This is a genomic window from Candidatus Cloacimonadota bacterium (assembly GCA_019429305.1).
Taxonomy (GTDB): Bacteria; Cloacimonadota; Cloacimonadia; order Cloacimonadales; family JAJBBL01; genus JAHYIR01.
Genome location: JAHYIR010000002.1, coordinates 194,041 through 220,289 on the forward strand (window position 1 = coordinate 194,041; position 26,249 = coordinate 220,289).

At 40.2% G+C, this 26,249-nt stretch carries 22 protein-coding genes, 1 tRNA gene and 1 other RNA gene; 5 read left to right on the forward strand and 19 right to left on the reverse strand.

What is annotated here, in order from left to right:
• Window positions 1-7: 7 nt before the first annotated feature.
• The 5 genes from thyX (at window position 8) to K0B81_02130 (ending at window position 5,459) form a co-directional block, all read left to right on the forward strand.
• Window positions 8-1,411, forward strand: coding sequence for an FAD-dependent thymidylate synthase (gene thyX / locus K0B81_02110; protein MBW6515396.1), 1,404 nt, complete (start codon window positions 8-10; stop codon window positions 1,409-1,411).
• A gap of 411 nt (window positions 1,412-1,822) precedes the next feature.
• A complete protein-coding gene (locus K0B81_02115) occupies window positions 1,823-3,238 on the forward strand; it encodes a T9SS type A sorting domain-containing protein (protein MBW6515397.1) in 1,416 nt (471 codons plus the stop codon).
• A 213-nt stretch (window positions 3,239-3,451) separates the two neighbouring features.
• An RNA gene (ffs, locus tag K0B81_02120) (signal recognition particle sRNA large type) lies at window positions 3,452-3,715 on the forward strand.
• A gap of 50 nt (window positions 3,716-3,765) precedes the next feature.
• Window positions 3,766-5,034, forward strand: a complete 1,269-nt coding sequence (gene hisS, locus K0B81_02125) for a histidine--tRNA ligase (GenBank protein ID MBW6515398.1) — start codon at window positions 3,766-3,768, stop codon at window positions 5,032-5,034.
• Window positions 5,035-5,186: 152 nt separating this feature from the next.
• A complete protein-coding gene (locus tag K0B81_02130; GenBank protein MBW6515399.1) occupies window positions 5,187-5,459 on the forward strand; it encodes a co-chaperone GroES in 273 nt (90 codons plus the stop codon).
• Between the two features lie 59 nt (window positions 5,460-5,518).
• Here K0B81_02130 and K0B81_02135 read toward each other — a convergent pair whose 3' ends face one another.
• The 19 genes from K0B81_02135 to tuf all read right to left on the reverse strand — a co-directional run.
• Window positions 5,519-6,505: a GDP-mannose 4,6-dehydratase gene (locus tag K0B81_02135; GenBank protein MBW6515400.1), complete on the reverse strand. Its 987-nt coding sequence runs from the start codon at window positions 6,503-6,505 to the stop codon at window positions 5,519-5,521.
• Between the two features lie 94 nt (window positions 6,506-6,599).
• Complete coding sequence (murA, locus tag K0B81_02140) at window positions 6,600-7,853, reverse strand: UDP-N-acetylglucosamine 1-carboxyvinyltransferase (protein MBW6515401.1); 1,254 nt, start codon at window positions 7,851-7,853, stop codon at window positions 6,600-6,602.
• Window positions 7,854-8,109: 256 nt separating this feature from the next.
• On the reverse strand, window positions 8,110-9,090 hold the full coding sequence (gene prmC, locus K0B81_02145; GenBank protein MBW6515402.1) for a peptide chain release factor N(5)-glutamine methyltransferase: 981 nt from the start codon (window positions 9,088-9,090) through the stop codon (window positions 8,110-8,112).
• A 243-nt stretch (window positions 9,091-9,333) separates the two neighbouring features.
• On the reverse strand, window positions 9,334-10,248 hold the full coding sequence (locus K0B81_02150) for a response regulator (protein ID MBW6515403.1): 915 nt from the start codon (window positions 10,246-10,248) through the stop codon (window positions 9,334-9,336).
• A 7-nt stretch (window positions 10,249-10,255) separates the two neighbouring features.
• Window positions 10,256-10,561, reverse strand: a complete 306-nt coding sequence (locus K0B81_02155; protein MBW6515404.1) for an STAS domain-containing protein — start codon at window positions 10,559-10,561, stop codon at window positions 10,256-10,258.
• 273 nt (window positions 10,562-10,834) lie between these two features.
• Window positions 10,835-12,931: an elongation factor G gene (fusA, locus tag K0B81_02160; GenBank protein MBW6515405.1), complete on the reverse strand. Its 2,097-nt coding sequence runs from the start codon at window positions 12,929-12,931 to the stop codon at window positions 10,835-10,837.
• Between the two features lie 36 nt (window positions 12,932-12,967).
• A complete protein-coding gene (gene rpsG / locus K0B81_02165; protein ID MBW6515406.1) occupies window positions 12,968-13,438 on the reverse strand; it encodes a 30S ribosomal protein S7 in 471 nt (156 codons plus the stop codon).
• Window positions 13,439-13,454: 16 nt separating this feature from the next.
• Window positions 13,455-13,829, reverse strand: a complete 375-nt coding sequence (gene rpsL, locus K0B81_02170) for a 30S ribosomal protein S12 (GenBank protein MBW6515407.1) — start codon at window positions 13,827-13,829, stop codon at window positions 13,455-13,457.
• Window positions 13,830-13,848: 19 nt separating this feature from the next.
• Window positions 13,849-18,009, reverse strand: a complete 4,161-nt coding sequence (rpoC, locus tag K0B81_02175) for a DNA-directed RNA polymerase subunit beta' (GenBank protein ID MBW6515408.1) — start codon at window positions 18,007-18,009, stop codon at window positions 13,849-13,851.
• Window positions 18,010-18,057: 48 nt separating this feature from the next.
• The gene (rpoB, locus tag K0B81_02180; protein MBW6515409.1) at window positions 18,058-21,858 is read right to left on the reverse strand and encodes a DNA-directed RNA polymerase subunit beta; all 3,801 of its coding nucleotides are present in this window, start codon (window positions 21,856-21,858) and stop codon (window positions 18,058-18,060) included.
• A 223-nt stretch (window positions 21,859-22,081) separates the two neighbouring features.
• Window positions 22,082-22,453 carry a 50S ribosomal protein L7/L12 gene (gene rplL, locus K0B81_02185; protein ID MBW6515410.1) on the reverse strand — a complete coding sequence of 124 codons (372 nt, stop codon included), beginning with the start codon at window positions 22,451-22,453 and terminating at the stop codon, window positions 22,082-22,084.
• A 111-nt stretch (window positions 22,454-22,564) separates the two neighbouring features.
• The gene (gene rplJ / locus K0B81_02190; protein ID MBW6515411.1) at window positions 22,565-23,086 is read right to left on the reverse strand and encodes a 50S ribosomal protein L10; all 522 of its coding nucleotides are present in this window, start codon (window positions 23,084-23,086) and stop codon (window positions 22,565-22,567) included.
• Window positions 23,087-23,096: 10 nt separating this feature from the next.
• The gene (gene rplA / locus K0B81_02195; GenBank protein MBW6515412.1) at window positions 23,097-23,801 is read right to left on the reverse strand and encodes a 50S ribosomal protein L1; all 705 of its coding nucleotides are present in this window, start codon (window positions 23,799-23,801) and stop codon (window positions 23,097-23,099) included.
• Between the two features lie 225 nt (window positions 23,802-24,026).
• Window positions 24,027-24,458, reverse strand: coding sequence for a 50S ribosomal protein L11 (rplK, locus tag K0B81_02200; GenBank protein ID MBW6515413.1), 432 nt, complete (start codon window positions 24,456-24,458; stop codon window positions 24,027-24,029).
• A 401-nt stretch (window positions 24,459-24,859) separates the two neighbouring features.
• Window positions 24,860-25,390, reverse strand: coding sequence for a transcription termination/antitermination protein NusG (gene nusG, locus K0B81_02205; GenBank protein ID MBW6515414.1), 531 nt, complete (start codon window positions 25,388-25,390; stop codon window positions 24,860-24,862).
• Window positions 25,391-25,399: 9 nt separating this feature from the next.
• Window positions 25,400-25,588, reverse strand: a complete 189-nt coding sequence (gene secE / locus K0B81_02210; protein MBW6515415.1) for a preprotein translocase subunit SecE — start codon at window positions 25,586-25,588, stop codon at window positions 25,400-25,402.
• A gap of 150 nt (window positions 25,589-25,738) precedes the next feature.
• A tRNA-Trp gene (locus tag K0B81_02215) sits at window positions 25,739-25,814 on the reverse strand.
• Window positions 25,815-25,954: 140 nt separating this feature from the next.
• Complete coding sequence (gene rpmG, locus K0B81_02220) at window positions 25,955-26,104, reverse strand: 50S ribosomal protein L33 (protein ID MBW6515416.1); 150 nt, start codon at window positions 26,102-26,104, stop codon at window positions 25,955-25,957.
• Window positions 26,105-26,115: 11 nt separating this feature from the next.
• The coding region (tuf, locus tag K0B81_02225; GenBank protein ID MBW6515417.1) for an elongation factor Tu at window positions 26,116-26,249 on the reverse strand (134 nt) is incomplete at its 5' end.

The following is a 26,249-nucleotide window of genomic DNA, read 5'->3' on the forward strand; positions in this document are numbered from 1 at the left end:
ATTTTAAATGATAGTAAAAATTGCCGGTTACAACATAGATAAATCATTGATAGATAAACTAAATTTGCCGCAAAAGGCAACTCCTGAAACGATCTCAGCAGCTTATGCCCGGATAAGTAGAAGCAAGAAAACTGTCTCGGAATTGAGACAGGATGCTATTAAAGAGGTCGAAAAAGCTCGACAATCAAATGAGAAGATCATCTTCGATATGGGACACTCATCCATAGCTGAGCATGCTGTCTTTAATTTCGATATAATTGGTATATCTCGTTATCTGACCGAATATATCCAGAAGAGCAGATTGGCTTCTTTTACAGAAAAATCACAACGATATGTTACTTGGGAGAGTAATTACTACACACCTCCAGAACTAGCTAATTCCAAGTTAAAAGATACATTTCAAAAAAAAGTAACAACTCTTTTCGATCTATATAAAGAACTTTTTGAAACCGCTAATTCCTTCTACAAAAAAAACTCTCCTGAATTGAGCCCTAGAAAACGGGAAGAGATGGCTAAAGAGGATGCCCGCTATGTTTTGCCACTCGCAACAGAAACACAAATGGGTGTGACCATAAATGCCCGTAGTTTGGAGAATTTGCTCCGCCGTTTAGCTAACCTTGAACTCACAGAAGCCAAGACACTTTATGATGCTCTCATAGCACAAGTTAAAGAACTCACCCCCTCTCTTATCCGCTATATTGAACCTGATCTTTACAAAAAAAACCTCAACTGTTTGGGAAAGAATTTCAGATCTGCTTCTGAAACCGATTCACTGACTTATCCCGTAAAAACCAAAGTGAAAGTACTAACAACAGATGCTGAAGAACTAATTCTCGCTTCTTTCTTATTTCAAGAAAACCCTCAAGATTTATCAAATTTGATCAACAAGATAAAGAAAATCTCGGCTTCTGAAATAGAAAGACTCTTTTCCTGCATCTTCCAAGATATGAAAGCATATCATCAGGCACCAAAGAACTTTGAGTTAGTAGAATGTATGGTTCAAACTTCTATATCCGCCAGCTGCTTTGCTCAACTTAAGAGACATCGTATGGCTACCATTATCCGTTCTAATTATCAACCTCGATATGGTTATGTTATACCCCCCATATTTAATAAAACCGGCTCTGCAAAACATATCAGCAAAATCTTAGCTGAGCTTGCTACTCTCTATGAAGATCTGGAAAAGAAGAAGAAAGACCTTGGCTCATACATTTTGACAAATGCTCACAGAATAAATCTCCTCTTTAAAACTAACTTGCGAGAGATGTATCACTTCTCGCGACTCCGCTCGGATAGCCATGCTCAATGGGAGATCAGAGAACTTTCTTTGGATATCGACCAAGAATTACTAAAAATGCTACCTAATGCAGCAAAACTCCTCATGGGTAAAGATCGCTTCCAGTACCAATAATTTTAGCCCTCTTCTCCTTTTTGTCATGTCTAGCGTAGTCTAGACATCTCACCTTTGCTTGCTCAAATTCTAAGTTTGCCTAATATGAAATCTCTCGTCACCCTACGAGTCGGCCCTAGCCGACTCGTGTGCTCCCTTTAGATCGAATAGAATAAACTTATCATCCGATTGATTTGGCAGGTGATCTTTAAAACCTTCTATCTCGTTCTAATTGTATTTGTATTAACAAAAGTTGCTCCATCCGAGATAACTATATAGGAAACATCAATATAAAGACAACCCTTGCTGTTGATAAAAAATAGAACTGTACATGAGACACAAAATATGTCTTGACACATTATAAAGGGTAGTTAATTCTATATTTGTCATTGATTTAATGACTTTTTGACTTTTCACAGAAGGAGGTATCTTATGAAAAGTATTAAACAAAATTTAACAATGAGATTTTTGCTAGTAGTGGTAGTTGTTCTCATTGCTTCTTCTATCAACAGTATTTTTGCGCAAACTCCGATTTTGTCTGTAGAACCGGAAGAGCTATCTTTTGGTGAAGTTGAATTGGGAGAAACGGTTGTGCTTAGTTATACATTAACCGGTTCTGATTTGGTATCCAATGTATATCTTCACTCAACAATGGGTTATCTCATATCTTTAGATGAAGAGACCGGATACCAGCAAAATTTGATGATCCCTGAAATTGAGGGGGAGGTATCCGCCACCATCTATGTTAAATTCGCACCTCTTTTCCCGAGAGATTATAACGGTAGAGTAAGGAACCGAACAACGGGCTTTCCCGATCAACTAGTTCTTTTAACAGGAACGGGTATTATTGACGGAGAAGATTTACCCGAACTAACAATAACCCCTCAGTCACTCTATTTTGGTGAAGTACAGATCGGAGATGAAGCGATACAAAGCTACACTTTAACAGGTACGAATTTGATCTCTAATGTGATTGTTAATGCTCCTCTAGGTTATCTATTGTCTTTAGACGAACAGGGTGATTTTTTACCACAACTTATAATTGAACCTTCTGACAGCGAGTTATCGGAGATAATTTTTGTTAAGTTCGTACCATTCTTCCCCAGAGAATACAATAGAAGAATCTGCCACCGTACTATGGGTGTTATGGGAGAATTTCTCTGGGTTTACGGAACTGGAGTATTAGACGCAGAATTTCCCCCTGTTTTATCAGTTTTTCCTGATTCACTCTATTTTGGTGAAGTACTGGTCGGTGATGAAGCAATCCTCAGTTATAACTTAACCGGAGAAAATTTACTGGCTGAAGTGCTTATCCGTGCACCACGCGGCTATCTTGTATCATTGGATGAAGATGGAGAATTTCTCCCTATATTGAGTATTGAACCATTAGAAGGAAATGTTTCGGAAACTGTATATGTCAAATTCGCCCCACTATATGAGAGAAATTACTTTAGTGCTGTTCGCAATCGTACTATTGGAATAATGGGTACACCGGTTAGAGTACGTGGAGTAGGAGTTTTAGAAGAGCCAGGGTCAGAGCCACTATTAAATGTTGATACACCAATAACGCAGAAGACAGACCTGATTGGTAATTATCCTAATCCATTCAATCCGGATACTAACATTAGTTACTATCTTGAAGAAGCGGGTTTTGTCACAATCGAGATATATAACAGCCGTGGACAGAGGGTTAAAACACTGGTAAATGGTTATGCAGATGCTGGTGAACAGGCTGTTTATTGGAACGGAAAAGATGAAGCGAATCGTGACATAAGTAGTGGTATTTACTTTTATCGCATGAAGAAGGGCACATTTACTTCAACTAAGAAGATGATCTTGATGAAATAGTGTTTTCAAGCTCTTTTTATTAGATTTTCAGGGTGAGATAGAATTATCTCACCCTTTTTTTATAAACACAACCGCTAATTGAATTTTTCGTTGAATCGCTGATTAATCAGTTGCTTGGTGCAATTCTGATACACAGACTAAAGTTTAGGCAAGGGAAAGAAAGACCGAAGAAGAGAGCTTGACAATTATGCTTCATTCAAGGAATTTGCTAATGTGTGCTAGGCGGGGAGCCAGCGGTGCCCTGTAACCCTCAATCCGCTACAGAGGGGCTGAATCCCTGCAGGCGAATATTGATTCTCCCTGATGATGAGATAAGTGGCGTTGACGAACAGACCCGACGCAATTGTAACCTGTAAACCTTGTCAGGTCCGGAAGGAAGCAGCAATAAGCAGATCTTACGATGTGCCGCCGGTAAATCTGTTCCGAGTTAACTACCTCATTTTTCAGATGAGATAGGTATCAACTGCAGGTGCACACATTTTTAATGAAATAATAACAATGAAATACGAATAATGCAGGTAAAAGAAATGGCTGAGAAATACTCAATTCCACGCGGTACTTTTGATATTTTACCGGATATGAGTTATAAATGGCAATATGTTATCGAAGCTTTTCGTAATGTAGCCCGAGTCTATAATTATCGAGAGATAGTAACACCCATATTCGAGAACAGCGGATTATTCGAACGTAGTGTCGGAGAAGTTACCGATATCGTAGAAAAAGAGATGTATAAGTTTAGCGATAAAAAAGGGCGAATATTTGCTCTGCGTCCTGAAGGTACTGCACCGGTAGTACGAAGTTTCGTAGAAAATAGTCTCGATAAAACCGGAAGTTTAAACAAATTGTATTATGTGGGTCCTATGTTTAGATATGACAGACCACAAAAAGGAAGATACCGTCAATTCTATCAATATGGCGTGGAATTGATCGGTTCTGATAACTCTTATTATGATGCTGAAGTTATCTCTTTTGCAATGCAATTTTTTAAAACTCTCGGTCTGACAAATTACCGCTTGGAGATCAATAGCATAGGTTGCAGTAATTGCTCACCAAAATATGATAACATCCTCAAAGAGTATTTTACTGAGTATAAAGACCAACTCTGTGGTGATTGCCAAAGACGAATCGTCTCAAATCCTAAAAGATTGCTCGACTGTAAGAATGAGAGTTGTATCAGGATAGCTGATAAGGCACCTTCAATCCTGGATTATCTCGATGAATCGTGCCAAAAGTCTTTTACTGAAGTTAAAGATTACTTGGATAATTTGAATATCAATTATGTCGTCAATCCACGCATTATCAGAGGGTTGGATTATTATAATAAAACGGCTTTTGAAATCATAACCGACAGTCTTGGTTCTCAAAATGCTCTGCTCGGTGGCGGTAGATACAATACCCTGATCAAGGATCTAGGAGGACCCGATTTACCGGCTATCGGTTTTGCCGGTGGTTTTGAAAGACTATTGGCTGTCATGGAAGCAGAAAAACTTTCTTTCGGTGAAGAACCGAAACCTTTGGTTTATATTGTCTCGCTTGGTGAAAAAGCAGCAACTTACGCACTGAAAATTTGTGCTGAGTTGCGTAACAAGGGTATTGCTGTCGAATATGATATTGATAGAACTTCATTAAAGGGACAGATGAAAGCTGCTGACCGGTCTAGTGCAGAATATACTCTGATCATTGGAGAAGATGAACTGGCTAATGATATGATGACTTTGAAAAATATGAAGGATGGAACCCAGCAAAAACAAAAAGCAAGTGACCTGTTGAAAACTCTTCTAACTTTAAAGAACTAATAATCATTCTCGATAAATTGAACTCATCTTCAATAACCTAAATTTTTCAATTGACATCTTAATGGGAATATGGAAACTGGCACTCGAAATGAGAGTTTGCTAATATATTGAAATCATTTATATTATAAGAAAGAAAAATAAGGAGGAAGATTATGAAATTACAACCGATTGATGACCGTATAGTAGTAGAGGTTAAAGATGTGATGGAGAAGAATGTTGGCGGTATCATCATTCCCGACACAGCAAAAGAGAAACCTCAAATGGGTGAGGTAATAGCAGTGGGAACAGACGAAGAATTACAAAAGATTCTCAAGGCAGGAGATAAGGTTCTATATGGCAAATACAGCGGAACTGAGATTGATGTAGAGAACAAGAAATACATTATCTTGTCCCGCAATGACGTATTAGCCAAGATAGTAGAATGATTATTGCTCTTTAAATAAGAAAAGCTCCTGTTTATCGGGAGCTTTTTTTATTGTATCTATTAAGGTATAAAATCTAAAATTTTCTCTTCAACTTGTTTTTTCAGCCATTCAATAAATAATCTGATTCCTTCTGAAAATTCGGTATTTGGCTTGTATCCGAGTATATTCTGACTCTTTACTATGGAAGCATACGTTTGCCATACATCACCCTCTTGAGCCGGTAAATGTTCTATCAGGGCTTTAATCCCAAGAGTATTTTCCAAACAATTTATCATTTCGGAGAGAGATATTGCTTTTGATCCTCCAAGATTAAAAATATCAAAGCAATTGTTTTCCGTTACATAATCAATTGCTTTTAATGTTCCGTCAATGATATCAGCTATATAGGTGTAGTCCCTTCTTGATGACATCTCTCCATACAGAGGAATTGGTTTCCCCGCCAACATTAAGCGGGCAAATTTATGAATAGCCAGATCAGGTCTTTGTCTTGGACCATAGACAGTGAAGTATCTGAGACAGACAATTGACATCTGATAAAGATGATGATAACAATGACAGATCAATTCTCCCGACTTTTTGCTTGCAGCATAAGGTGATATGGGGTTATCAACGAAATCTGATTCAGCAAAAGGAATTTTTTTGTTATTACCGTAAACAGAAGATGAAGAGGCGAAGATGAACTTCTTGATCCCGCGCTCTTTACATTTCTCTAATAGGTATAGAGTGCCTGTTAAATTTACATCATAATATAGTTCCGGATTGATTATAGAAGGTCTTACTCCAGCCATTGCTGCCAGATGAACGACAATATCAAAGTTGTTATCAGAAAATATACTTTCTAAAAAACCCTTGTCTCTTATATCTCCTTCTAACAATATAAAAGAACTGTTGCTTTGAAGAGAGTTTTCTATATTGTTTCTTTTGATCTTTGGGTCGTAGAAATCATTAAAGTTGTCGAGACAGATGACATCGTGATTTAACTTGAGTAACTTCTCAATTAAATGAGATCCGATAAATCCGGCTCCACCTGTTACTAATATGTTCATTTGACTTCGTCGAGCTCGGAAGCAGCCACAAAGATGCGTTCTCCTCGGTTGATATCCTTTGTTATAATGTTCTTTTCTTTGTAATTCATAGTATCTATATGTTGAATCTTTTGATGGAAGCACCAGCTTTATTTAATTTGTGTTCCATCTTTTCATAACCACGATCGAGATGGTAAACACGAGAAATAGTAGTTTCACCCTGAGCTGCTAATCCTGCTAAAACAAGAGCAGCACTGGCTCTTAAATCTGTAGCCATAACCTCTGCCCCGCTCAACTGAGAAACCCCTTTTATATAAGCTTTATTGCCCTCTAAAGTAATATCAGCATCCAATCTATTAAGTTCAGGAATATGATGGTATCTTTCAGAGAAAATCGTCTCTTCAACAATAGAAGTTCCCTCTGCTAAACACATCAGCGAAGTGAACTGCGCCTGTAAGTCTGTTGGAAATCCGGGATAGGGTTTAGTGATTATATCAACCGGTAAAGGATGTTTCTCCATAACCAATCTTATCCAGTCCTCTCCTTTCTCAATATTGCATCCGGTCTGCTCCAGCTTTTCTAGTAGTGCACCTAAGTGTTCCGGAGCTAATCTAACGATCTTAACATCACTTTTTGTTATTGCTCCGGCAATTAAGAAAGTTCCAGCTTCTATTCTGTCCGGAATAACAGTTGTCTCAGCAGGTGATAGTTTTTCAACTCCTTTCACAGTTAATTCGGTTGTCCCTTTACCGGAAATATCTGCTCCCATTGCTTGGAGAAAATCTATTACAGCGCCAATTTCAGGTTCTAAGGCAGCATTAGTGATTTTAGTTATTCCATCTGACTTAACAGCAGCCAATAAAACTGTTACTGTAGCACCAACACTCGCTTTATCAAATAAGATATCACAACCTTTAAGCCGTTTTACTGAAGCATTTATGTATCCGTGTTCAATTTTTATCTCTGCCCCCATCTTCTCTAATGCCATTAGATGAAGATCAATAGGGCGTGCTCCAATAGCACAACCACCAGGAAGAGATACCTTTGCCTGACCAAATCTGGCAAGTAGTGGACTTAGAACATAGATAGATGCTCTCATTTTGCTTACTAATTCATAGGGAGCTTCGTAATAACTGCAATGACTACTATCTATCGTGAGAACAGAATTTTCAAAATCAACTCTGGAACCGATTATTCTCATAAGATGTGCCATCATCTTGATATCATTAAGCACCGGAACATTATAGATCTTACAAACACCACCAGTCAGTAGTGAGGATGCCATTAGAGGAAGCACAGCATTTTTTGCTCCACTAACTTTAATTTCATTACTAAGTTTTTTACCACCTTCAATGATCAGCTTTTCCATATAACCTCGTTTTTATAAGTAAAGATTTTTTTGATAACTATTTTATTTTCATCCTTAGATGACTTCGTCGACCCTGAGTTGACTTCGTCGAGCTCGGAAGCAGCCACGAAGCCAACGAATGAGTTGACTTCGTCGAGCTCGGAAGCAGCCACCCCGATGAAATGGAAAAAGGATTTCATAGGGCAGGCGAAGAAGTGTTTTCCTCGGTTCGAGTGGTCCACCTTTTTGTCATGTCGAGCGAAGTCGAGACATCTCATCACTGATAATGGTATAGCATGTATGATTTCGTATTTAATGTGAGTCCGTGATGAGATCTCTCCATTACGAAAGACTTACTACCGTAACTCTTTCTCCAGTCGAGATGACAAACTTTTTCTAATATAGGATTTAGTTTGCCTAATTTCACTATACGATCAAACTGTTGATAGTCCTTATAAATGTCAACAACTCTGTAATTCAATTCTGCTGCAAGATCCATAATTCTATTACTTTGATTATGACCGATCTCAAAATAGACCAAACCGTCGGGATTTAGATGTTTTGCTCCTTCTTGCAGGATCCTGCGAAAGAAAAACAACCCTTCTTCCTTCGCTAATAAAGCTAATCGAGGTTCAAAGACCCTTACTTCAGGAGAAAGTTCCAGATAATCTCTTTCCGAAACATAGGGCGGATTGGAAACGATTATATCGTAACATTTACTTATTCCCTGATAGAGATCAGTATGATAAAAAACAACTTCAACCCCATTACGAGTAGCATTATTCCGGGCAACTTTTAGAGCATTTTTAGATATATCAGTGGCTTCAACATCCCAATCGGGACAGAGTTTCGCGATAGAAATGGCAATGTTACCTGATCCGGTACCAATATCCAGCAATGATCTGCTTTCTTGGTTATCTTTAATTACCTGTTCTACTAACAACTCCGTTTCTTTTCGAGGAATTAGCACATCCGGATCAACTAAAAATTCAAACCCCATAAAACAGGTCTCTCCAAAAATGTGTTGCAGAGGTTCGTGTTTTGTTCTTCGTTGTGACGCTCCGATAATATGAGAGATCTGGTCTTTTGATAGCTTGTCTTGAGCATGTAAATTTAACTCCAAACGGGGAATACCGGTATAGTGGGAAACTATTAATTGAGCATCAGATTGCGGATGGCTCAGTTTATGTTTAGAGAAAAGTTCTGATAAGTATATAATTAGTTGAGTGACAGAATCAAAGTACATGGGGCTTCTCATAACATGACACTTTTCTCTGTGTCATCTCGACTGGAGAAAGAGTTACGGTAGTAAGTCTTTCGTAATGGAGAGATCTCAACACCGACCAGAGTATTAAAAAACATAATGTAGATTCCTTTACCAACCACTGTTTTATCTTATATTGATCAATGAGAAGGGAGAATAGAGAATGAGGAAAAAAACAGGCGAAGGGCGAAGGGCGGAGGGCGAAAGAAGGTATGATTTTTTCCTAACACCTGATACCTATTCCTGAGTTACTGTCAAAGCTCTTTTTTGTTTTCTGCCTATCTTCTTCTCGATCCTGATGGTCCTTCCTTCGTTAAAAAATTGCACATTGTCGGCTATGATCTTGATCAGAGACAGGCCACGAAAGATGTTCTTTTCATCTTCCAGATCATGGCTTTTAAAATCAAATCCATTGCCTTGATCAGTAACTGTGATCAAGACAACTTTGGCTTTTTTGCGATAACTGATGTTAACAGAGACCCTTTTGTTTTTGATCTCACTGTCCTTTAATAACTGATTGATCAAGTCATTGTATTCATCGTGATCCATTTGCTTATACGAAGAAGCGATCAGAAATGTCCCGTGTATGAAGGCATTACTGAGCATTTCTTCTATACATAAAGAGAGCTCATTGCAAACTGCCGGGGTGATCTCCTTTAATTTGATCAGATGGCTAACCAGAAAGTCGGTTATGTTAAATTCAATGTAGTCATTAGCTGTGAACTCAAAAGAGTAATTGGTACCTAACAGATACCGGGTATAGTTATTAAAGTATGAATCCTTCTTCCTTTTACTTATCTGTCGCAGGATCGCCTTATATATTTGGGAATCATTGAACGGCTTCTTGATAAAGTCCGCAGCACCAAGATTGATCGATTTAACAGCTATATCAATAGTTATCATTCCAGTCATCAGAATTACAGGGATCTCTGAGTTAATTGTAAACTTAATGCGTTCTAAGAGTTCCAAGCCGTTAAAATCAGGAAGATGAATATCCGAAAGAACTACGTCATAATTATACAAAGTGATCTTTTCTAAGGCATCTTTTCCTGAAAAAGCAAGATCAACTTCAAATTTATACAACTCTAACAATTGCTGGATAGATTGCAATAGGTCTTCGTTTGTATCAACAACTAAAATCTTATCACTCATCAGATGATCATAAGCTTATGTTAAAGAGCTGGTTAAGTTTGATCGTAGTAAAAAGTTCATAAATACTGGGTGAACATTTAACTATCTCTAATACCCCATTACGTTCCTGGAAATCTTTGAAAAAATAGAGGATCTTGCCTATTGCAGAACTACACATACTCCTGCAAGCACTTAAATCAATTTCCAAGCGGTTTACATTTGATTTTAAGACCTCATTGAGTTTATCTTGCAGAAAAAATACATTCTCACTGGAAACAGCTCCCTCAATCTTCATTAATGCTTTACTATCGGCAAAATCTAAGGTTAAATCCATCTCTTACTCCTCTTTGTTGCTCGTCAAAATTGAGACAAGCTTAAATATTTTTTTTATTAACTCCGTCGACCCTGAGTTGACTTCGTCGAGCTCGGAAGCAGCCACGAAGCCAACGAATGAGTTGACTTCGTCGAGCTCGGAAGCAGCCACGAAGAAGTGTTTTCCTCGGTTCGATACAATCCGCCCAGCCGATCACTCAAGGTGGCAACCACAACGATTAAAAAAATGTTAGCACATGATCCCAAAAAACCGCTACATTATGGAAACAGATCACTAATATCCTCTGATATTTTTGATAATTCCGTTTTGAATAACAGTAGTTGTCTTTTCATACTTCAAAAACTCCATTGTATATATTGCCCTGCCCTGGGAAAGTGACCTTATCCGGGTCGAATAACCGAAAAGTTCACTCATCGGTACTTCTGCCACTATGTTCTGTTTGTTCTGATTGGAACGGATAACGATAACTTTCCCCCGCTTGGCATTAATATCTCCGATAATATCCCCGACAAATTCTTCCGGTGTCAAAACGTTAACCAACATTATCGGTTCCATAATCACTGGTCCGGCTTTCGGCAAGCCATTACTTACCGCTACCGAGGAAGCGATCAGAAAGTCAACGTCTTTGGAGACCAACTCATTGAATTCTCCACCAATCAGTTCAATATTGACCTTCTCGACAGGGCTACCGGTCAAAGGTCCATCTATGAGGGCACTTAAGCAACCCTCTTCTACCGCTTTCCAGAATTGGTCAGGGATGACATTCTCGCTAACCCGGTTAACAAATCTGTTCCTGGTATGCTCCTCTGTAGTTCCTTCCGGCAAGGGGGACATTCTTAACTTCACGACAGCAAAATGTCCTTTACCTTCTAAATCACGGATAAACTCACCGACCGTCTCGATCGTTTTAGTAATAGTTTCTTTGTAGGAGACTTGTGGATTACCCGAGTTCAAGTTTACATTCTGTTCCTTTCTCAATCTGTCAATGATAATTTCCAGGTGTAGCTCTCCCATACCTGAGATCAAAGTTTGTCCCGTTTCTTTATCCTGATGAACGTGGAAAGTGGGATCCTCTTCCTGCATTCTGTTGAGAGCATCAGAGAGGTTATCCTGGTCTGCTTTGGTCTTGGGCTCTATAGCTACTGAGATCACCGAATCGGGAAAGGTTATCGGTTCCAGGAGGAGATCATTTTCTTCCGTAGTCAGAGTATCTCCGGTTATGGTAGCTTTCATACCGACAATAGCCCCGATGTCTCCGGCACGAAGAGTATCAATATCTACTTTTTTATTGGAAAACATCTGTAAAATACGGGCAATTCGTTCTTTGCGGTTAGTGGTCTGATTGACCACCAGATCCCCCCGTTTGATAGTTCCTGAATAAACCCTGACATAGAGAAGCTTGCCGACATATTTATCCATCTGGACCTTGAAACATAAGCAGGCGAATTTATCGTCATACGAGGGATAGAGTGAGATCTCCCTGCCGGTTTTGCGGTCTTTGCCTTTCATAGGAGGAACTTCCGGTGGTGAGGGGAGGTAATCGGCAACAGCATCAAGCAGAAGTTGAATGCCGGTATTTTTGAGTGCAGAACCACAGAGAACAGGTATTACCTGGTTTCTGAGGGTTAAAGCCCTGATCGTTCTCTTTAAGAGATCGGGTGTTATCTGTGCACCGTGGATGTATTTGTCTAAAATCTCTTCATCGTGTTCCGCTAAAATCTCAAGCATTTTCTCCCTTAACTGATAAGCACTCTCCTGATAGATCTCCGGGATCTCTGCGATAGCATACTGTAAACCGAGGGTGGTGAGATCAAAAAGATAGGCCTGCATTGTGACCAGATCAATGATCCCCTGAAAATTGTCTTCTTTACCAAGTGGTATCTGGATGGCAAAAGCATGAGGGGTCAACCTTTCCCGGATCATATCTACGACATGATCAAAATCTGCCCCTATTCTATCCATCTTATTAATAAAAGCTAAACGTGGTACCCGGTAATGATCTGCCTGATGCCAGACAGTCTCTGATTGGGGTTCGACACCGGCAACTCCACAAAAAACACCGATCGCTCCATCTAAAACCCGCAACGATCTTTCAACCTCAGCGGTGAAATCTACATGACCGGGGGTGTCGATAATATTGATCTGCTTCTCTTGCCAAAAACAGGTGGTCACGGCGGAGGTAATAGTTATACCTCGCTCTTTCTCCTGCTCCATCCAGTCCATAAAGGCATTACCGTCATGGACTTCACCCATGCGGTGCAAATAACCTGTATAATAGAGGATCCTTTCGGTTACTGTAGTTTTCCCCGCATCAATATGGGCAATGATCCCTATGTTCCTTATTGACGAAAGACCTGATAATTTGGACATGGTAGGGGCTGGAGCTAAGAGCGTAGAGCTTGGTAGTTACCAACGCAGGTGAGCAAATGCCTTGTTCGCTTCAGCCATCTTATGGGTATCTTCCCGCTTCTTGATACTCGATCCCTCTTTATCAAAAGCAGCAAGTAACTCAGCCGCTAATCTCTGCTTCATGCTCTTTTCAGAGCGGCTCTTAGCATGACTGATGATCCAGCGAAATGCTATCGCCTGCCCATTCTTCTCGGTTACTTCGATCGGAACCTGATAGTTCTGACCGCCAACTCTTTTGGAAACAACTTTAACAACCGGACGAACATTGTCTATCGCTTGCAGGAAAACCTCTAAAGGATCTTTCTTCGATTTCTCGGAGATGATATCCAGGGCACCATAAACTATTCCCTCAGCAATGCTCTTTTTACCTTTTCTCATAACGCAATTGATGAACTTGGTCAACTTAACATTATTATATTTCGGATCGGGTAGTATTTCTCTCTGTACTGACTTTTTTTTCCTCGCCATTTATAAATCCTCACCTTTACTTTTTCGGTCTTTTGGTACCGTATTTGGAACGGGAATTGACCCTTTTCTCTACTCCACTCGCATCAAGAGCACCTCTGACGATATGAAACCTGACGCCGGGAAGATCTTTGATCCTGCCACCTCTGATCAAGACAATTGAGTGTTCCTGAAGATTGTGACCTTCTCCCGGAATATATGCTGTTACCTCAAAACCGTTGGTCAATCTGACTCGAGCAACTTTTCTCAAGGCAGAGTTTGGTTTTTTGGGGGTTGTGGTATATACTCTCGTACATACTCCCCGTCTTTGAGGACATGCTTCCAGGGCACGGTTCTTATGTTTCTTAGCGATCTTCTTTCTTCCTTTGCGTACTAATTGATTAATTGTTGGCACTATTTTCCTCCATTTTTATTTAAAAATTCAAGATATCTTCTGCTTCTTTTTTCTCTTGCTGATGTGCTATCTCGCGTACTATCTCAGCGATAGTCTTACCCTCTTCAACGGCTTTATTCACAATATTGTTATAATGTTTTGATCCGGTTCCGACAGGTACGCGGTGACCAAGAATGATACTCTCTTTCAAACCTTCTAATTGGTCTATCTTGCCTTCAATTGATGCCTGTGTTAAGATCTTGGTTGTCTCTTGGAATGAAGCAGCAGATAACCAACTGTCTGTATGAAGAGATGCTTTGGTGATACCAAGTAAAACCTGCTCATAGGTTGCTCCGGAACCACCCTCTTCCTCGATCTTCATATTCTCTGCCAAGACATCGTTCTTATCGACCAGATCGCCTTCCAAAAAGTATGTATGTCCCGGATCAACTATTTTGACCTTCTTGAACATCTGTCTGATAATGACACCTAAGTGTTTATCGTCTATCTTCACACCCTGTTTACGGTATATTTCCTGGATCTCATTGAGTATCAGCATCTGGGCAGCTTTGATACCTTTGGCTGCCAAAATATCATGCGGGTCTAATGGTCCATCTGATAAAGGATCTCCGTTCTCAATAAAGTCTCCCTGATGAACTACAAGACGTTTACCGGGGGGGATGATATATTTCTTCTCTTCTCCGGTCTCTGCTATGACAAAGATGGTTCTTCCCAATTTGGTCAGATCACCTATCCTTACCTTACCTGTGATCTCGGTAATTATTGCTTTTTCCTTTGGAATGCGGGCTTCAAAGAGATCCCCTACCCTTGGTAGTCCTCCGGTAATATCCCGCGTCTTGGTCGTAACTCTTGATATCTTACCTAAGACATCTCCCGGATAGACATAAGCTCCATCTTCTATTTCTAAACTTAAGCCGGTTTGTAAGGGAACTATCTCAACGGCTTTATTCGGTTTAATTAGCTTGAACTGAGGTTGCAGTTTTCTATCTTTTGATTCGATGATCGTAGTCTCTCGTTTACCGATCTGTTCGTTAAACTCTTCTCTGTATGTTACGTCTTTGATCAGATTTTCAAATTGAATATGACCTTCAGCAGTAGCAATCAGAGGGTTATTATAGGGATCCCAAGAGAAGAGCTTAAAATCCTTCACTACGCTTTCACCGTCCCTGACAAAGATCGTTGCGGCGTATTCAACCTTATACTCATCCAGAACTGTTTTACCATCTTCTGCTAATAACTGGATCTTACCGAGTTTACTTATTGAGATCAACTCACCTGTCTTAGTAGTAACAGTATTCATTCTCTTGAACTTTATGATCCCATCCACAGAAGCTGAAACCTCAGCAGATTCAATGTCTGTACTGGCTGCTCCTCCGATGTGGAAGGTTCTTAAGGTAAGCTGTGTTCCCGGTTCGCCTATGCTTTGGGCAGCTATGATCCCGACAGGTTCTCCAATAAATACCGGTTTCTGAGTTGCCAGATTTCTGCCGTAACATTTTGCGCAAATACCTTTTTTCGCTTCGCAGGTGACTACCGACCTGATCTTCACAGAAACAACGCCATGTTTCTGGACTTTTCTCGCTGCTTCATTGGTGATCTCTTCACCCGCACTGATTAGCAGCTTTCCTGTTATCGGATCATTAACATCTTCCAGAGCTGTTCTACCCTGAATTCTTTCAGCTAAAGATACCACTACCTCTAAACCTTCTTTTATGGCTGAGACTTCCAGACCCTCGATTGTACCACAATCTTCCTGCAATATAATTGCATTCTGGGCAACATCAACTAAACGACGCGTCAAATAACCGGCATCTGCTGTTTTCAGAGCTGTATCTGCCAAACCTTTTCTGGCACCATGAGTAGAAATAAAATACTCCAACACGGTCAGACCTTCTTTGAAGTTCGATTTGATCGGGGTATCAATAACTTCTGCTTTTTCTGAACCGGTCTTTGTTGGTTTATCCATTAATCCACGCATACCGCCTAACTGCTTGATCTGATCCTTACCACCTCTGGCACCGGATAGATACATCATATGGATTGAATTAAAACCGCCCTGATCTACAACTAATTCCTCCATTAGGGCTTCTGTTACTTTTTCAGTAACATTCTTCCATCTATCGATAACCCTTTGAGATTTCTCTCCTTCGGTGATCAAACCCTTATTGTAATTATCAATAATATTCTTGATAATCTCTTCTTCGGCTTGGATCAACTTTTCCTTTTTCTTTGGTATAATAATGTCACTGGCACTGAATGTTACTCCTGCTTTAGTCGCATATTTAAATCCCATGTCTTTCAGATCATCCAGAAATTTCGCTGTAATAAACTGACCAACTGATTCAAAACACATCATCGCGACATCATTGAGTTTACCCTTATCAAATGTGTTGTTCTGGAAAGGGACTTCTTCGGGGATGATCTGGTTGAATAGTACCCTACCAACTGTCGTGAGTGTCCTTTTGCCATCTATCATTACATTGATCCAAGTATGAATATCAAGCTTTCTGTTCTCTTTTACGTTTACCGGCACAAAATTCTTATAATTATGCTTTACTTCTTCACTCTCATAAGCTAATAAAACCTCATTCGTATTATAGAATGTTCTGAGTTTACTTGTATCTTCAGGCTCTTTATCCAAGGTCATAGTCAGATAATAACATCCGAGAACAATATCCTGGCTGGCAACCATAGCCAGCTTACCATTGGCTGGCAGTAATAAATTACGAGAGGCAAGCATAAGCACTTTCGCTTCCATCTGTGCTTCATGAGAGAGGGGTACGTGCACAGCCATTTGGTCACCGTCAAAGTCAGCATTAAATGGTGTACAAACCATCGGGTGTAGCTCGATTGCTTTATTCTCGGTCAGAATTGGTTGAAATGCCTGAATACCCAGTTTATGAAGAGTCGGGGCTCTGTTCAATAACACCGGATAATCTTGAATAACCTCTTCTAATATCTTCCAGATCTCCGGCTGTTTCTTATCAACAAGTTTTCTGGCACTCTTTGTCTTTTCGATCTCACCGTCACGTTCTAACTTCTCAATAATGAATGGCTTAAATAGTTCAACTGCCATCTCTTTGGGAAGCCCAACCTGATTGATCTTCAGATCTGGTCCGACCGTAATTACTGATCTTCCTGAATAATCGACCCTCTTTCCAAGTAGATTCTGACGAAATCTACCTTGCTTACCGGTAAGCTGATCAGTAAGAGATTTCAAGGGTCTATTCCCTCTCCCCTTGACTGGTCTTGTCTTTCGTGAATTATCAATTAAGGCATCTACTGCTTCCTGCAACATTCTTTTCTCGTTACGAAGTATGACTTCCGGTGCTCTGATCTCGATCAACTGCCTTAATCTGTTGTTTCTTGTAATCACTCTTCGATAAAGATCATTAAAGTCAGCCGTAGCGAAACGGCCACCTTCAAGTGGAACTAAAGGTCTCAAGATCGGAGGCAAAACCGGCAAAACTTCCAAGATCATCCAAGAGGGATTATTACCCGACTTCAGGAAAGCATCAACTATCTTTAGTTTCTTAATCGCTTTCTGTTTCTTGATTGCTGAAGTTTCCATCTTGATCATGGTACGCAGGTTCATCGCTTCAGCTTCCAGATCCAGATCGTCGAGGAGAATCTTGATCGCCTCTGCGCCCATCATCGCTACAAAATCGTCATCATAACTATCACGTTCTTTATAGTAGTCATCTATATCAATCAGATCTTTCTTTTCATAGTTTGTATGACCAGGGTCAAGTACAATATATGATTCGTAATATAGCACCCTTTCCAGTTTCTTGATACTGATATCCAGCAAGGTTCCTATTTTACTCGGCATACTCTTAATGAACCAGAAATGAGCTACAGGAACTGCCAGCTCTATATGTCCCATTCTTACTCTTCTGACCCTTGATGTAGTAACTTCCACACCGCATCTGTCACAAACAGTATTCTGAAATCTCTTTTTCTTATACTTACCGCAACTACATTCATAGTCCTTCTCGGGTCCGAAAATCCTTTCACAGAATAGACCATCTTTTTCTGGTCTAAGTGTACGATAGTTCAGAGTATCGGGCTTGACAACTTCTCCGTAAGACCATTCTCTGATAGCTTCCGGAGAGGCAATCCTGATCCTTACATTATCGTAATGTTCTATCTTTTTTTCTCTTTTTATTTCTCTAATCACTTAATGTAACCTCCTGTAATAATCGGTTGAAGGTTTGAAATAACTTTATTATTCATGATTTGATAACTCTTTGTCGGTCAGAAACTCGATATTAAAGCAGAGAGATTTCAATTCACTGACCAGAACATTGAAAGATTCCGGAACACCTGGTTTGGAAGGATTTTGACCATTTGTAATTGCCTTAAAAGCACTTGTTCTGCCATCAACATCATCAGATTTGATGGTAAGCATCTCTTCAAGTATTCTTGATGCTCCATAAGCTTCCAGAGCCCAAACTTCCATTTCACCTAATCTCTGTCCACCGTGTTGTGCCTTACCACCTAATGGTTGTTGAGTTATTAAGGAGTAAGGTCCTGTTGAGCGAGCATGGATCTTATCTTCTATCAGGTGATTTAGCTTCATCATATAGATCACACCGACTGTCACTCTTTCTCTGAAAGGTTCACCGGTCTTGCCATCAAACAGGATCTGTTTTCCGTCGAGAGGAAGTTTTGCTTTTTTCATCTCTTTTTCAATATCTTCGAGAGAGGCACCATCAAACACAGGAGTTTCCACTTCAAACCCTAACAATCTGGCAGCCATTCCGAGGTGAGTTTCCATGATCTGTCCGATATTCATACGCGACGGTACACCGAGCGGATTAAGAATGATCTCTACCGGGGTTCCGTCTTCCATGAACGGCATATCTTCGATAGGAGCGATTTTTGAGATCACACCTTTGTTTCCATGTCTTCCGGCAAGTTTATCACCCACCTGGATCTTTCTCTTTTTTGCGATATAAACCTTAACCATTTTATGGACCCCGTAAGGAAGTTCATCTCCATGTCTCAGACGTTCTTTTTCCTTTTTAAAGATGTTATCACTCTCTTCGGTTGCATTTTTTACTTTCAGAATGATATTGTTGAAGATCTGCTGATTCTTTTCTGAACTTTCTACTAATTCATAATCAATACTCAATTTTTTGAAATTGATCTTCACCAGGTCTTCTTTAGTGATCTTCTTCCCTGAAGGGATAAAGAAACGGTTATCTTTGGCATCCATAATATTCTTGGCTTTTTCGCCCAAGAGATATTTTTTGAGGTTGGTTTCCAAGAAGTTATCAATTCTTTTCTTTCGTTCGGTATGTTCCTGTTTGAGTTTATTAAGGATATCTTTCTTATCTGTTTCGAAATCTGTAATATCTTCCTGTTTCTTGAAAACTTTGACATCGATAACGACCCCTTCCATACCCGGTTTAGCTTTTAACGAGCTATCGGTAAAGTTACCTGCTCTATCACCAAAAAGTGCTCGCATCAGATTCTCTTCCGGAGAGGGATCAATATCGACACTCTTCGGTGTGATCTTACCAACGATTATATCACCCGGTTTTATCACCGATCCGACTCTTACAATACCGGTTTTATCAAGATTTCGCAGCGCATGAATCGGTACATTAGGAATATCATAAGCGAGTTCTTCCCGCCCATTCTTGACCTGTCTTACCAAAACTTCCTGAACTTCGATATAGATTGAGGTCAGTTTATCTTCCCGGGCAACACTCTCACTCAGGATGATAGCATCTTCATAATTATAACCGTACCAAGGCATGAAGGCAACTAAGAGGTTTTGTCCCAAAGCGAGTTTGTCACCATAGATAGAAGGTCCGTCAGAAATTGGATCTCCGCTCTTAACTTTATCACCAACTTTAACGATCGGTCTCTGATTCATACATGTATCTTGATTAGAGCGGTAGAATTTTTTCAGATAGACTCGATTTTCTGTATGGATATCTAGAGATTCTTCGCTTTCATCGATCTTTCTCAGATCAATATAGGCAGATGTTACCTTTTCAACAACAGCATCATACGGTGCCACGGCTGCAGCACCACTGTCACGGGCAACCACCTGCTCCATACCTGTACCAACTACCGGAGCTGCCGGATTAAGTAAAGGAACGGCTTGGCGTTGCATGTTCGAGCCCATAAGTGCTCTGTTGGCATCGTCATGTTCAAGGAATGGTATCAAAGAAGCAGAGACAGAAACGATCTGCTGCGGTGATACATCTATATATTCAACTTTATCGGGGTTAACTAAGATATACTCTTCACCCTCTTTCGCAAAAACTTGTTCATCTTTGATCCGTAGGTCTTTACCTACATTAACATCAGCTTGAGCAATAATAAAATGTTCTTCATCACCGGCATCTAAATAATCCACCTGATTAGTGATCTTACCATTAACGACTTTGATGTACGGGGTTTCCAAAAAACCGAGCTTGTTGACCCGCGAATAGATAGCAGGTGAAGAGATCAAACCAATGTTCGGTCCTTCAGGCGTTTCAATAGGGCATATTCTTCCATAGTGAGAATGATGAACGTCTCTGACCTCAAAGCCGGCTCTTTCCCGGGTTAACCCCCCCGGACCCAAGGCAGACAATCTTCTTTTATGCGTAATAGCAGCTAAAGGATTAGTTTGCTCCATAAACTGAGAAAGCTGTCCGGTAAGAAAGAATGCCTGTATTACACCTATAAGGGCAGAACTGTTGATCAGATCGCTCACGGTAACTTCATCGGGATTAGTAATTGACATGCGTTCTATAGCTATCCGTGATACCCTTGCTAAGCCGTTGGCATATTCATCTTCCAGCAGTTCACCTATAGTTCTGATCCGTCTATTGGCTAAATTATCAATATCATCAATATCGTCCTTACCACGATATATAGCGATCATTTTTTCAATGATGGCAATAATATCCTCTTTGGTCAGGATACAAAAATCTTCTGGGATATCCAGATTCAAATGTTTATTGAGTTTGTAGCGACCGACTTCTCCCAGGTTATATCTCTTCTCATCAAAGAACATTCTGTTCACTAAAGATACGGCTGCCTCCATAGTCGGTTCTTCACCCGGTCTGATCAGATTATAGATTTTTTTGACAGCTTCTTCTTCGTTGACTGTCGAGTCCTTAGCAATGGTCTTTTCAATGATCTTTCGGTGAACTTCTGACTCGGAAGCAATGATCTTAACCTTTTTATATCCCGATTCACGCAGATCGTCAATATTCTCATCGGTTACTTTTTCCCAGCAGGAGATGATCACAGAGCCATTTTCTTTATCAATGACATCTTCTGCCAAGAACTCACCTTTAGCTTGCTCTATGATGACTTTTTTTGTTTTATAAAAATGTTCTCTGATCTCATGATTTGTTGAAAGCCCGATACAACGCAAGAGAACAGAAACCGGCAACTTCCTTCTCTTATCAATGTGAACATACATTGTATCGTTAACATCCATACTGAATTCCAACCAGGAACCTTTATAGGGTATGATAGTCGCTGAGATAAGCGATTTCCCGCTAGGATGTCTCTCCTCTTCAAAGAAAGCACCGGGAGAGCGATGCAACTGGCTGATGATCACCCGTTCAGCACCATTGATTATGAATGTTCCTTCATCAGTTATCAGTGGGATCTCACCCAGATAGACGTCATTCTCAATGATCTCTTTAACTACTTTTTCACCGGTCTCTTTTAAAATATCTTCGTCATATTTAGTGAGCTTCATCTTAGCTCTGATCGGTGACTGATAGGAAAGATTTCTTTCAATACATTCCTCTTTGGCATATTTTTCCTTGAGCACTCTGTATTCAATAAACTCAAGCAAATAATATCCTTTTGTATCCTCTATAGGGAACAGCGTATTAAAAACAGATTGTAACCCGATATTTTTTCGCAACTGCGGATGAATATCTTTCTGTAGAAATCGATCATAGGATTCGATCTGTATTGCCAGAAGATTAGGTATCTCCACTGCCGGAATACCGGAATCTTCAATCGTCTTCTTCAAACGGGAATAACTTTTGATACTTTTCAAAAGCGTTTCTCCTTATGGTTTAGCGGTTAGATTAATTCCAAAGCATCTTATTTGACTTTTTTCTTCACATTTTCGTAACATAGATTATTTTAGGCACCATCTTGCTTATCTTCGCCCTTAGCTCTTCGCTGCAAAATGACAAAAGATCACCTTTCACCAAGATTGTAAGCTTCATCGAGGGAGTATTCAATTTTGGTGAAGGGGATCTTTTGCTTTACTAAAGCTATTTGATCTCAGCAGTGGCTCCTGCTTCTTCCAATTTCTTCTTTACGGTTTCGGCTTCCTCTTTTGATACATTCTCTACAACCGGTTTTGGACAAGTATCAACTAATTCTTTTGCCTCTTTCAAACCTAATTGAGTTATCTCTCTGATAACTTTTATAGTCTGTATCTTCTTATCACCGGCACCGGTAAGGTTAACAGTGAATTCCGTCTTTTCTTCTGCTTGTTCTGCTGCTGCCGGAGCTGCTGGAGCTGCAACCGGAGCTGCTGCTGACACACCAAACAAATCTTCCAATTCTTTGACCAATTCTGACAGTTCCATAACTGTCATCTCTTTAATAATATCAATAACCTGTTGTTTTTTATCACTCATTTTTTCCTCCAAATTTATATGATTTTTTTCCTAACACCTTGTCACCATTGTTACCTTGTCACTCTGTCACCTTGTCACCATTGTTACCTTGTCACTCTGTCACCTTGTCATTTACCGCTTAGCGATCGCATCGACAGCGTAGACAAATTTATTGGTCACAGCTTTCAAAGTATAGACAAAATTAGCCATTGGCGCATTAAAACCACTGAGCATCATCGCAATCAGTTGTTCTTTTGCCGGTAGTTTTGCTAATCTTTCCAGTTCCTCTTTATTATACAGTTTACCATCAACATATCCGACCTTAAAAGTCGGAAATGATTTATCTGCCATGACCTCTTTGATAAATTCCGCAATACCTCTTGCCGGAGCAATTTCATCAACTTTGGAAACTGCCACCGAGGTTGGTCCCACTAATGCCTCATCCAGATCAGAGATCCCCAGCAAGTTAAGAGCCCTTTTAATAAAACTGTTCTTGGAGACGAAATAATCAACCTGTTTATTTCTCATGCGGTTTCTCAGATTATCTACCTCTTCAATATTGATCCCTTTGAAATCTATCAAAACGATCGCTTTGGCATCTTTTAGTCGTTCTGTCAGGTCTTGCACTTTGTTTACTTTTAGTTCATTCGCCATTATCTTCCCCTTATTTCTTTGCTTCCACAGAGGTATTGGCGACATTTAGCCGGATACCCGGACCCATTGTTGAGGTTATAGCCATACTCTTGATGTATTGCCCTTTAACAGTCGCCGGTCTGTCTCTTAAGATCGAACTGACCATGGTTAATATATTCTCTTTCAGATTCTCTTTGGCAAAGCTCATTTTACCCACAGGAACATGAATATTGGAGAATTTATCAACCCGGTAAGCTATCTTACCCGATTTTGATTCCTCTACTGCCTTACCGACATCCATAGTTACCGTCCCAACTTTCGGATTGGGCATTAATCCTCTGGGACCCAATACTTTACCCAATTTACCGATCTTACCCATCAGATTAGGGGTTGCGATCACGATATCAAAATCAAACCAGCCACCGGTTATCTTTTCCATCAGATCATCAACACCGACATAATCTGCTCCTGATCTGGAAGCTTCGTCTGCTTTTTCTCCATCAGCAAAAACCAAAACTCTCACCTTTTTTCCTGTACCGAAAGGAAGGATAATGGAATTCCTGATCTGCTGATCTGCTTTCCTCGGATCTACGCCCAGATTCATATGAAGTTCAATAGTTTCATCGAATTTTGCCTGTGGTAACTCTTTCAATATCCCTATTGCTTCTTCCAGTTCATACTGGCGTAGCCGATCGATCTTTGACACCGCTTCCTTGTAGCGTTTGCTTCTTCTCATCTCTTCTCCTTGTGATCCCCTTCACCAAAATAGATTGCTCCCTCGAGGATGCCCCCTAATTTAGTGAAGGGGATAGTATAATCTCCTGCGTTCTGATATACTCCGGTTTTGCTTATTAAATGACAATTGTCATTGCTTAATAAAACAGAAACTTAGCTGTTTTCGATAGATAGCTCTTAGCCCTTAGCTCTTAGCCCTTAGCTCTTCGCTCTCAGCTCCAAGCCATCAGCCCTCTATCTTAACACCCATGCTTCTGGCAGTACCTTCGACCATACTCATCGCAGAATCGATCGTATAAGCATTTAGATCTTTCATTTTTATTTCGGCAATTTTCTTCACTTGATTTTTAGTGATCGAGCCGACTTTTGTTATATTAGGTTCCGCAGAACCTTTTGCTAAACCGGCTTCTTTTCTTATTAAGACAGCAGCCGGTGGAGTTTTAATTTCAAAAGAGAATGATTTATTCTTATAGACATAGATCACAGCCGGGAAGATCATCCCCGGGGAATCTTTTGTTCTATCATTGAATTGCCTGCAGAAGTCTGCAATATTGACCCCTGCTTGCCCTAATGCCGGACCGACAGGTGGTGCCGGAGTAGCTTGACCGGCAGGTAATTGTAACTTTATCATACTCACAACATTTTTTGGTAACGCCATTTCTTTCCTCTATATTTTATTTTTCAACTTTACTTCTTGTTAGCCATCCGCTTGGGCGACTCATTTTTTCTCCATGTCCTCTGTTTTTATAATATCTCCTTGCTGCACTACCACTGGTGTGTCCTAAACTCTTTTTCATTTTTTTCTCCGTGCTCTCTGTGGTTCAATGCTTGCTCCGCTTCCGATGGACTTGCTATTCTTCCATAAGTTTTCACCCTATCACCTTTTCACCATTCCACCTTTCCACGATCTGTATCCATCCGTGGATAATGCTTGCTTCACTTCCAATGGACTTGCTTTGCATCCGCAGGTTTTTCTCCGATCACTGATTACTGATCACGGTTTTTATGCTCCCAATGGACTTGCTATCCTTCCAAAAGTTCATCCCTAAAACCTAACATCTAAATCTTATTGATCCGTTCAACCTGATCAGTATTCAGTTCGACAGGTGTAACCCTCCCAAATACGGCAACATTGACCGTTAATTTATGACTATCCTGACTAACTTTTTCAATTACCCCTTCAAATTCAGTAAAAGGACCGGAAATAATCTTTACCATATCTCCCTGTATAAATTGGTAATCCTTTTCCGTCTCATCTTCCCGGTCAGAAATACCTAACAATCTTTTTGCTTCTATTTCGCTCAATGGTACCGGTTTTTTAGTGGAACCAAGGAAATGGGTTACGCCGGGCATATTGAGAATGAAAGCAGTAAGTTCAGGAGTTAGATTGGCTTGAATGATAATGTAACTGTTAAAGATCTTCTTCTCTCTCTGAACTTTCTTACCGTCTCTAATATGAAAAGTCTTCTGAGTAGGGATCAGTATCTCACCCAGATCTTTTTCCATATCAGTCCCAGCAACACTTTTCTCGATCGCTTCCTTTATTCGGGACTCTCGGGCGGAGTAAACATGCAAAACATACCAGTTCATTTTTTACCTTTATCTTAACAAAATAAACCTGATGATCATAGAAAAGATCGCATCCACTCCGGATAAAAATAGAGCTACTATGGCAGACATGACTATAACAACCACTGTCCCTTCTTTTATATCCGCTCTTGTCGGCCAAGTAACATACTTCAGTTCCTGCCGCACATCTTTGAAAAATTTAATTATACCTTGGATCATAACACCATTCCATTTTTTTCTGTAGCATAGACTTCAGTCTGTGTATCTGTCACCCTGAGTGTTTGTCATCCTGAGTGATTGGCGAAGCCAATTGTATCAAAGGATGAATTCTCTCGAAAGGCTGACACTACCTAACTCAGCTGCGTAAACTGGCAGGACAGGCAGGAATCGAACCCGCAACCCCCGGTTTTGGAGACCGGTGCTCTACCAATTGAACTACTGTCCTGCACTATGCTTGTCACCCTGAGTGCCTCGACTCTTTTGTCGAGGTGTATCGAACCGAGGAAAACACTTCTTCGTGGCTGCTTCCGAGCTCGATGAAGTCAACTAAGGTTGACATTCGTAATATAGACTTCACTCTTTGCTTTATCTTGTCTGTTTATGTATTGTATGCTTCTTATCAAAAGGACAATACTTTTTATATTCGACTCTTTCAGGATGAGTTCTTCTGTTTTTCGTAGTTGTATAATTTCTTCTGCCACATTCCTGACAAGCCAAGATCACTGTTTCTCTCATAGCTTAAATCCTTATTCCACAATATCACCGACAACGCCGGCACCGATAGTTCTGCCACCTTCACGGATAGCAAAACGTAAGCCCTGTTCCATGGCAATTGGGGTTATTAGTTCCGCCTCGATTGTTAAACTGTCTCCCGGCATTA

What these genes read in the sequence shown, in the direction of transcription:
- thyX (MBW6515396.1), top strand. Translation starts at nt 8, where the DNA reads ATGATAGTAAAAATTGCCGGTTACAACATAGATAAATCATTGATAGAT.
- K0B81_02115 (MBW6515397.1), top strand. Translation starts at nt 1,823, where the DNA reads ATGAAAAGTATTAAACAAAATTTAACAATGAGATTTTTGCTAGTAGTG.
- hisS (MBW6515398.1), top strand. Translation starts at nt 3,766, where the DNA reads ATGGCTGAGAAATACTCAATTCCACGCGGTACTTTTGATATTTTACCG.
- K0B81_02130 (MBW6515399.1), top strand. Translation starts at nt 5,187, where the DNA reads ATGAAATTACAACCGATTGATGACCGTATAGTAGTAGAGGTTAAAGAT.
- K0B81_02135 (MBW6515400.1), bottom strand. Translation starts at nt 6,505, where the DNA reads ATGAACATATTAGTAACAGGTGGAGCCGGATTTATCGGATCTCATTTA.
- murA (MBW6515401.1), bottom strand. Translation starts at nt 7,853, where the DNA reads ATGGAAAAGCTGATCATTGAAGGTGGTAAAAAACTTAGTAATGAAATT.
- prmC (MBW6515402.1), bottom strand. Translation starts at nt 9,090, where the DNA reads ATGAGAAGCCCCATGTACTTTGATTCTGTCACTCAACTAATTATATAC.
- K0B81_02150 (MBW6515403.1), bottom strand. Translation starts at nt 10,248, where the DNA reads ATGAGTGATAAGATTTTAGTTGTTGATACAAACGAAGACCTATTGCAA.
- K0B81_02155 (MBW6515404.1), bottom strand. Translation starts at nt 10,561, where the DNA reads ATGGATTTAACCTTAGATTTTGCCGATAGTAAAGCATTAATGAAGATT.
- fusA (MBW6515405.1), bottom strand. Translation starts at nt 12,931, where the DNA reads ATGTCCAAATTATCAGGTCTTTCGTCAATAAGGAACATAGGGATCATT.
- rpsG (MBW6515406.1), bottom strand. Translation starts at nt 13,438, where the DNA reads ATGGCGAGGAAAAAAAAGTCAGTACAGAGAGAAATACTACCCGATCCG.
- rplL (MBW6515410.1), bottom strand. Translation starts at nt 22,453, where the DNA reads ATGAGTGATAAAAAACAACAGGTTATTGATATTATTAAAGAGATGACA.
- rplJ (MBW6515411.1), bottom strand. Translation starts at nt 23,086, where the DNA reads ATGGCGAATGAACTAAAAGTAAACAAAGTGCAAGACCTGACAGAACGA.
- rplA (MBW6515412.1), bottom strand. Translation starts at nt 23,801, where the DNA reads ATGAGAAGAAGCAAACGCTACAAGGAAGCGGTGTCAAAGATCGATCGG.
- rplK (MBW6515413.1), bottom strand. Translation starts at nt 24,458, where the DNA reads ATGGCGTTACCAAAAAATGTTGTGAGTATGATAAAGTTACAATTACCT.
- nusG (MBW6515414.1), bottom strand. Translation starts at nt 25,390, where the DNA reads ATGAACTGGTATGTTTTGCATGTTTACTCCGCCCGAGAGTCCCGAATA.
- secE (MBW6515415.1), bottom strand. Translation starts at nt 25,588, where the DNA reads ATGATCCAAGGTATAATTAAATTTTTCAAAGATGTGCGGCAGGAACTG.
- rpmG (MBW6515416.1), bottom strand. Translation starts at nt 26,104, where the DNA reads ATGAGAGAAACAGTGATCTTGGCTTGTCAGGAATGTGGCAGAAGAAAT.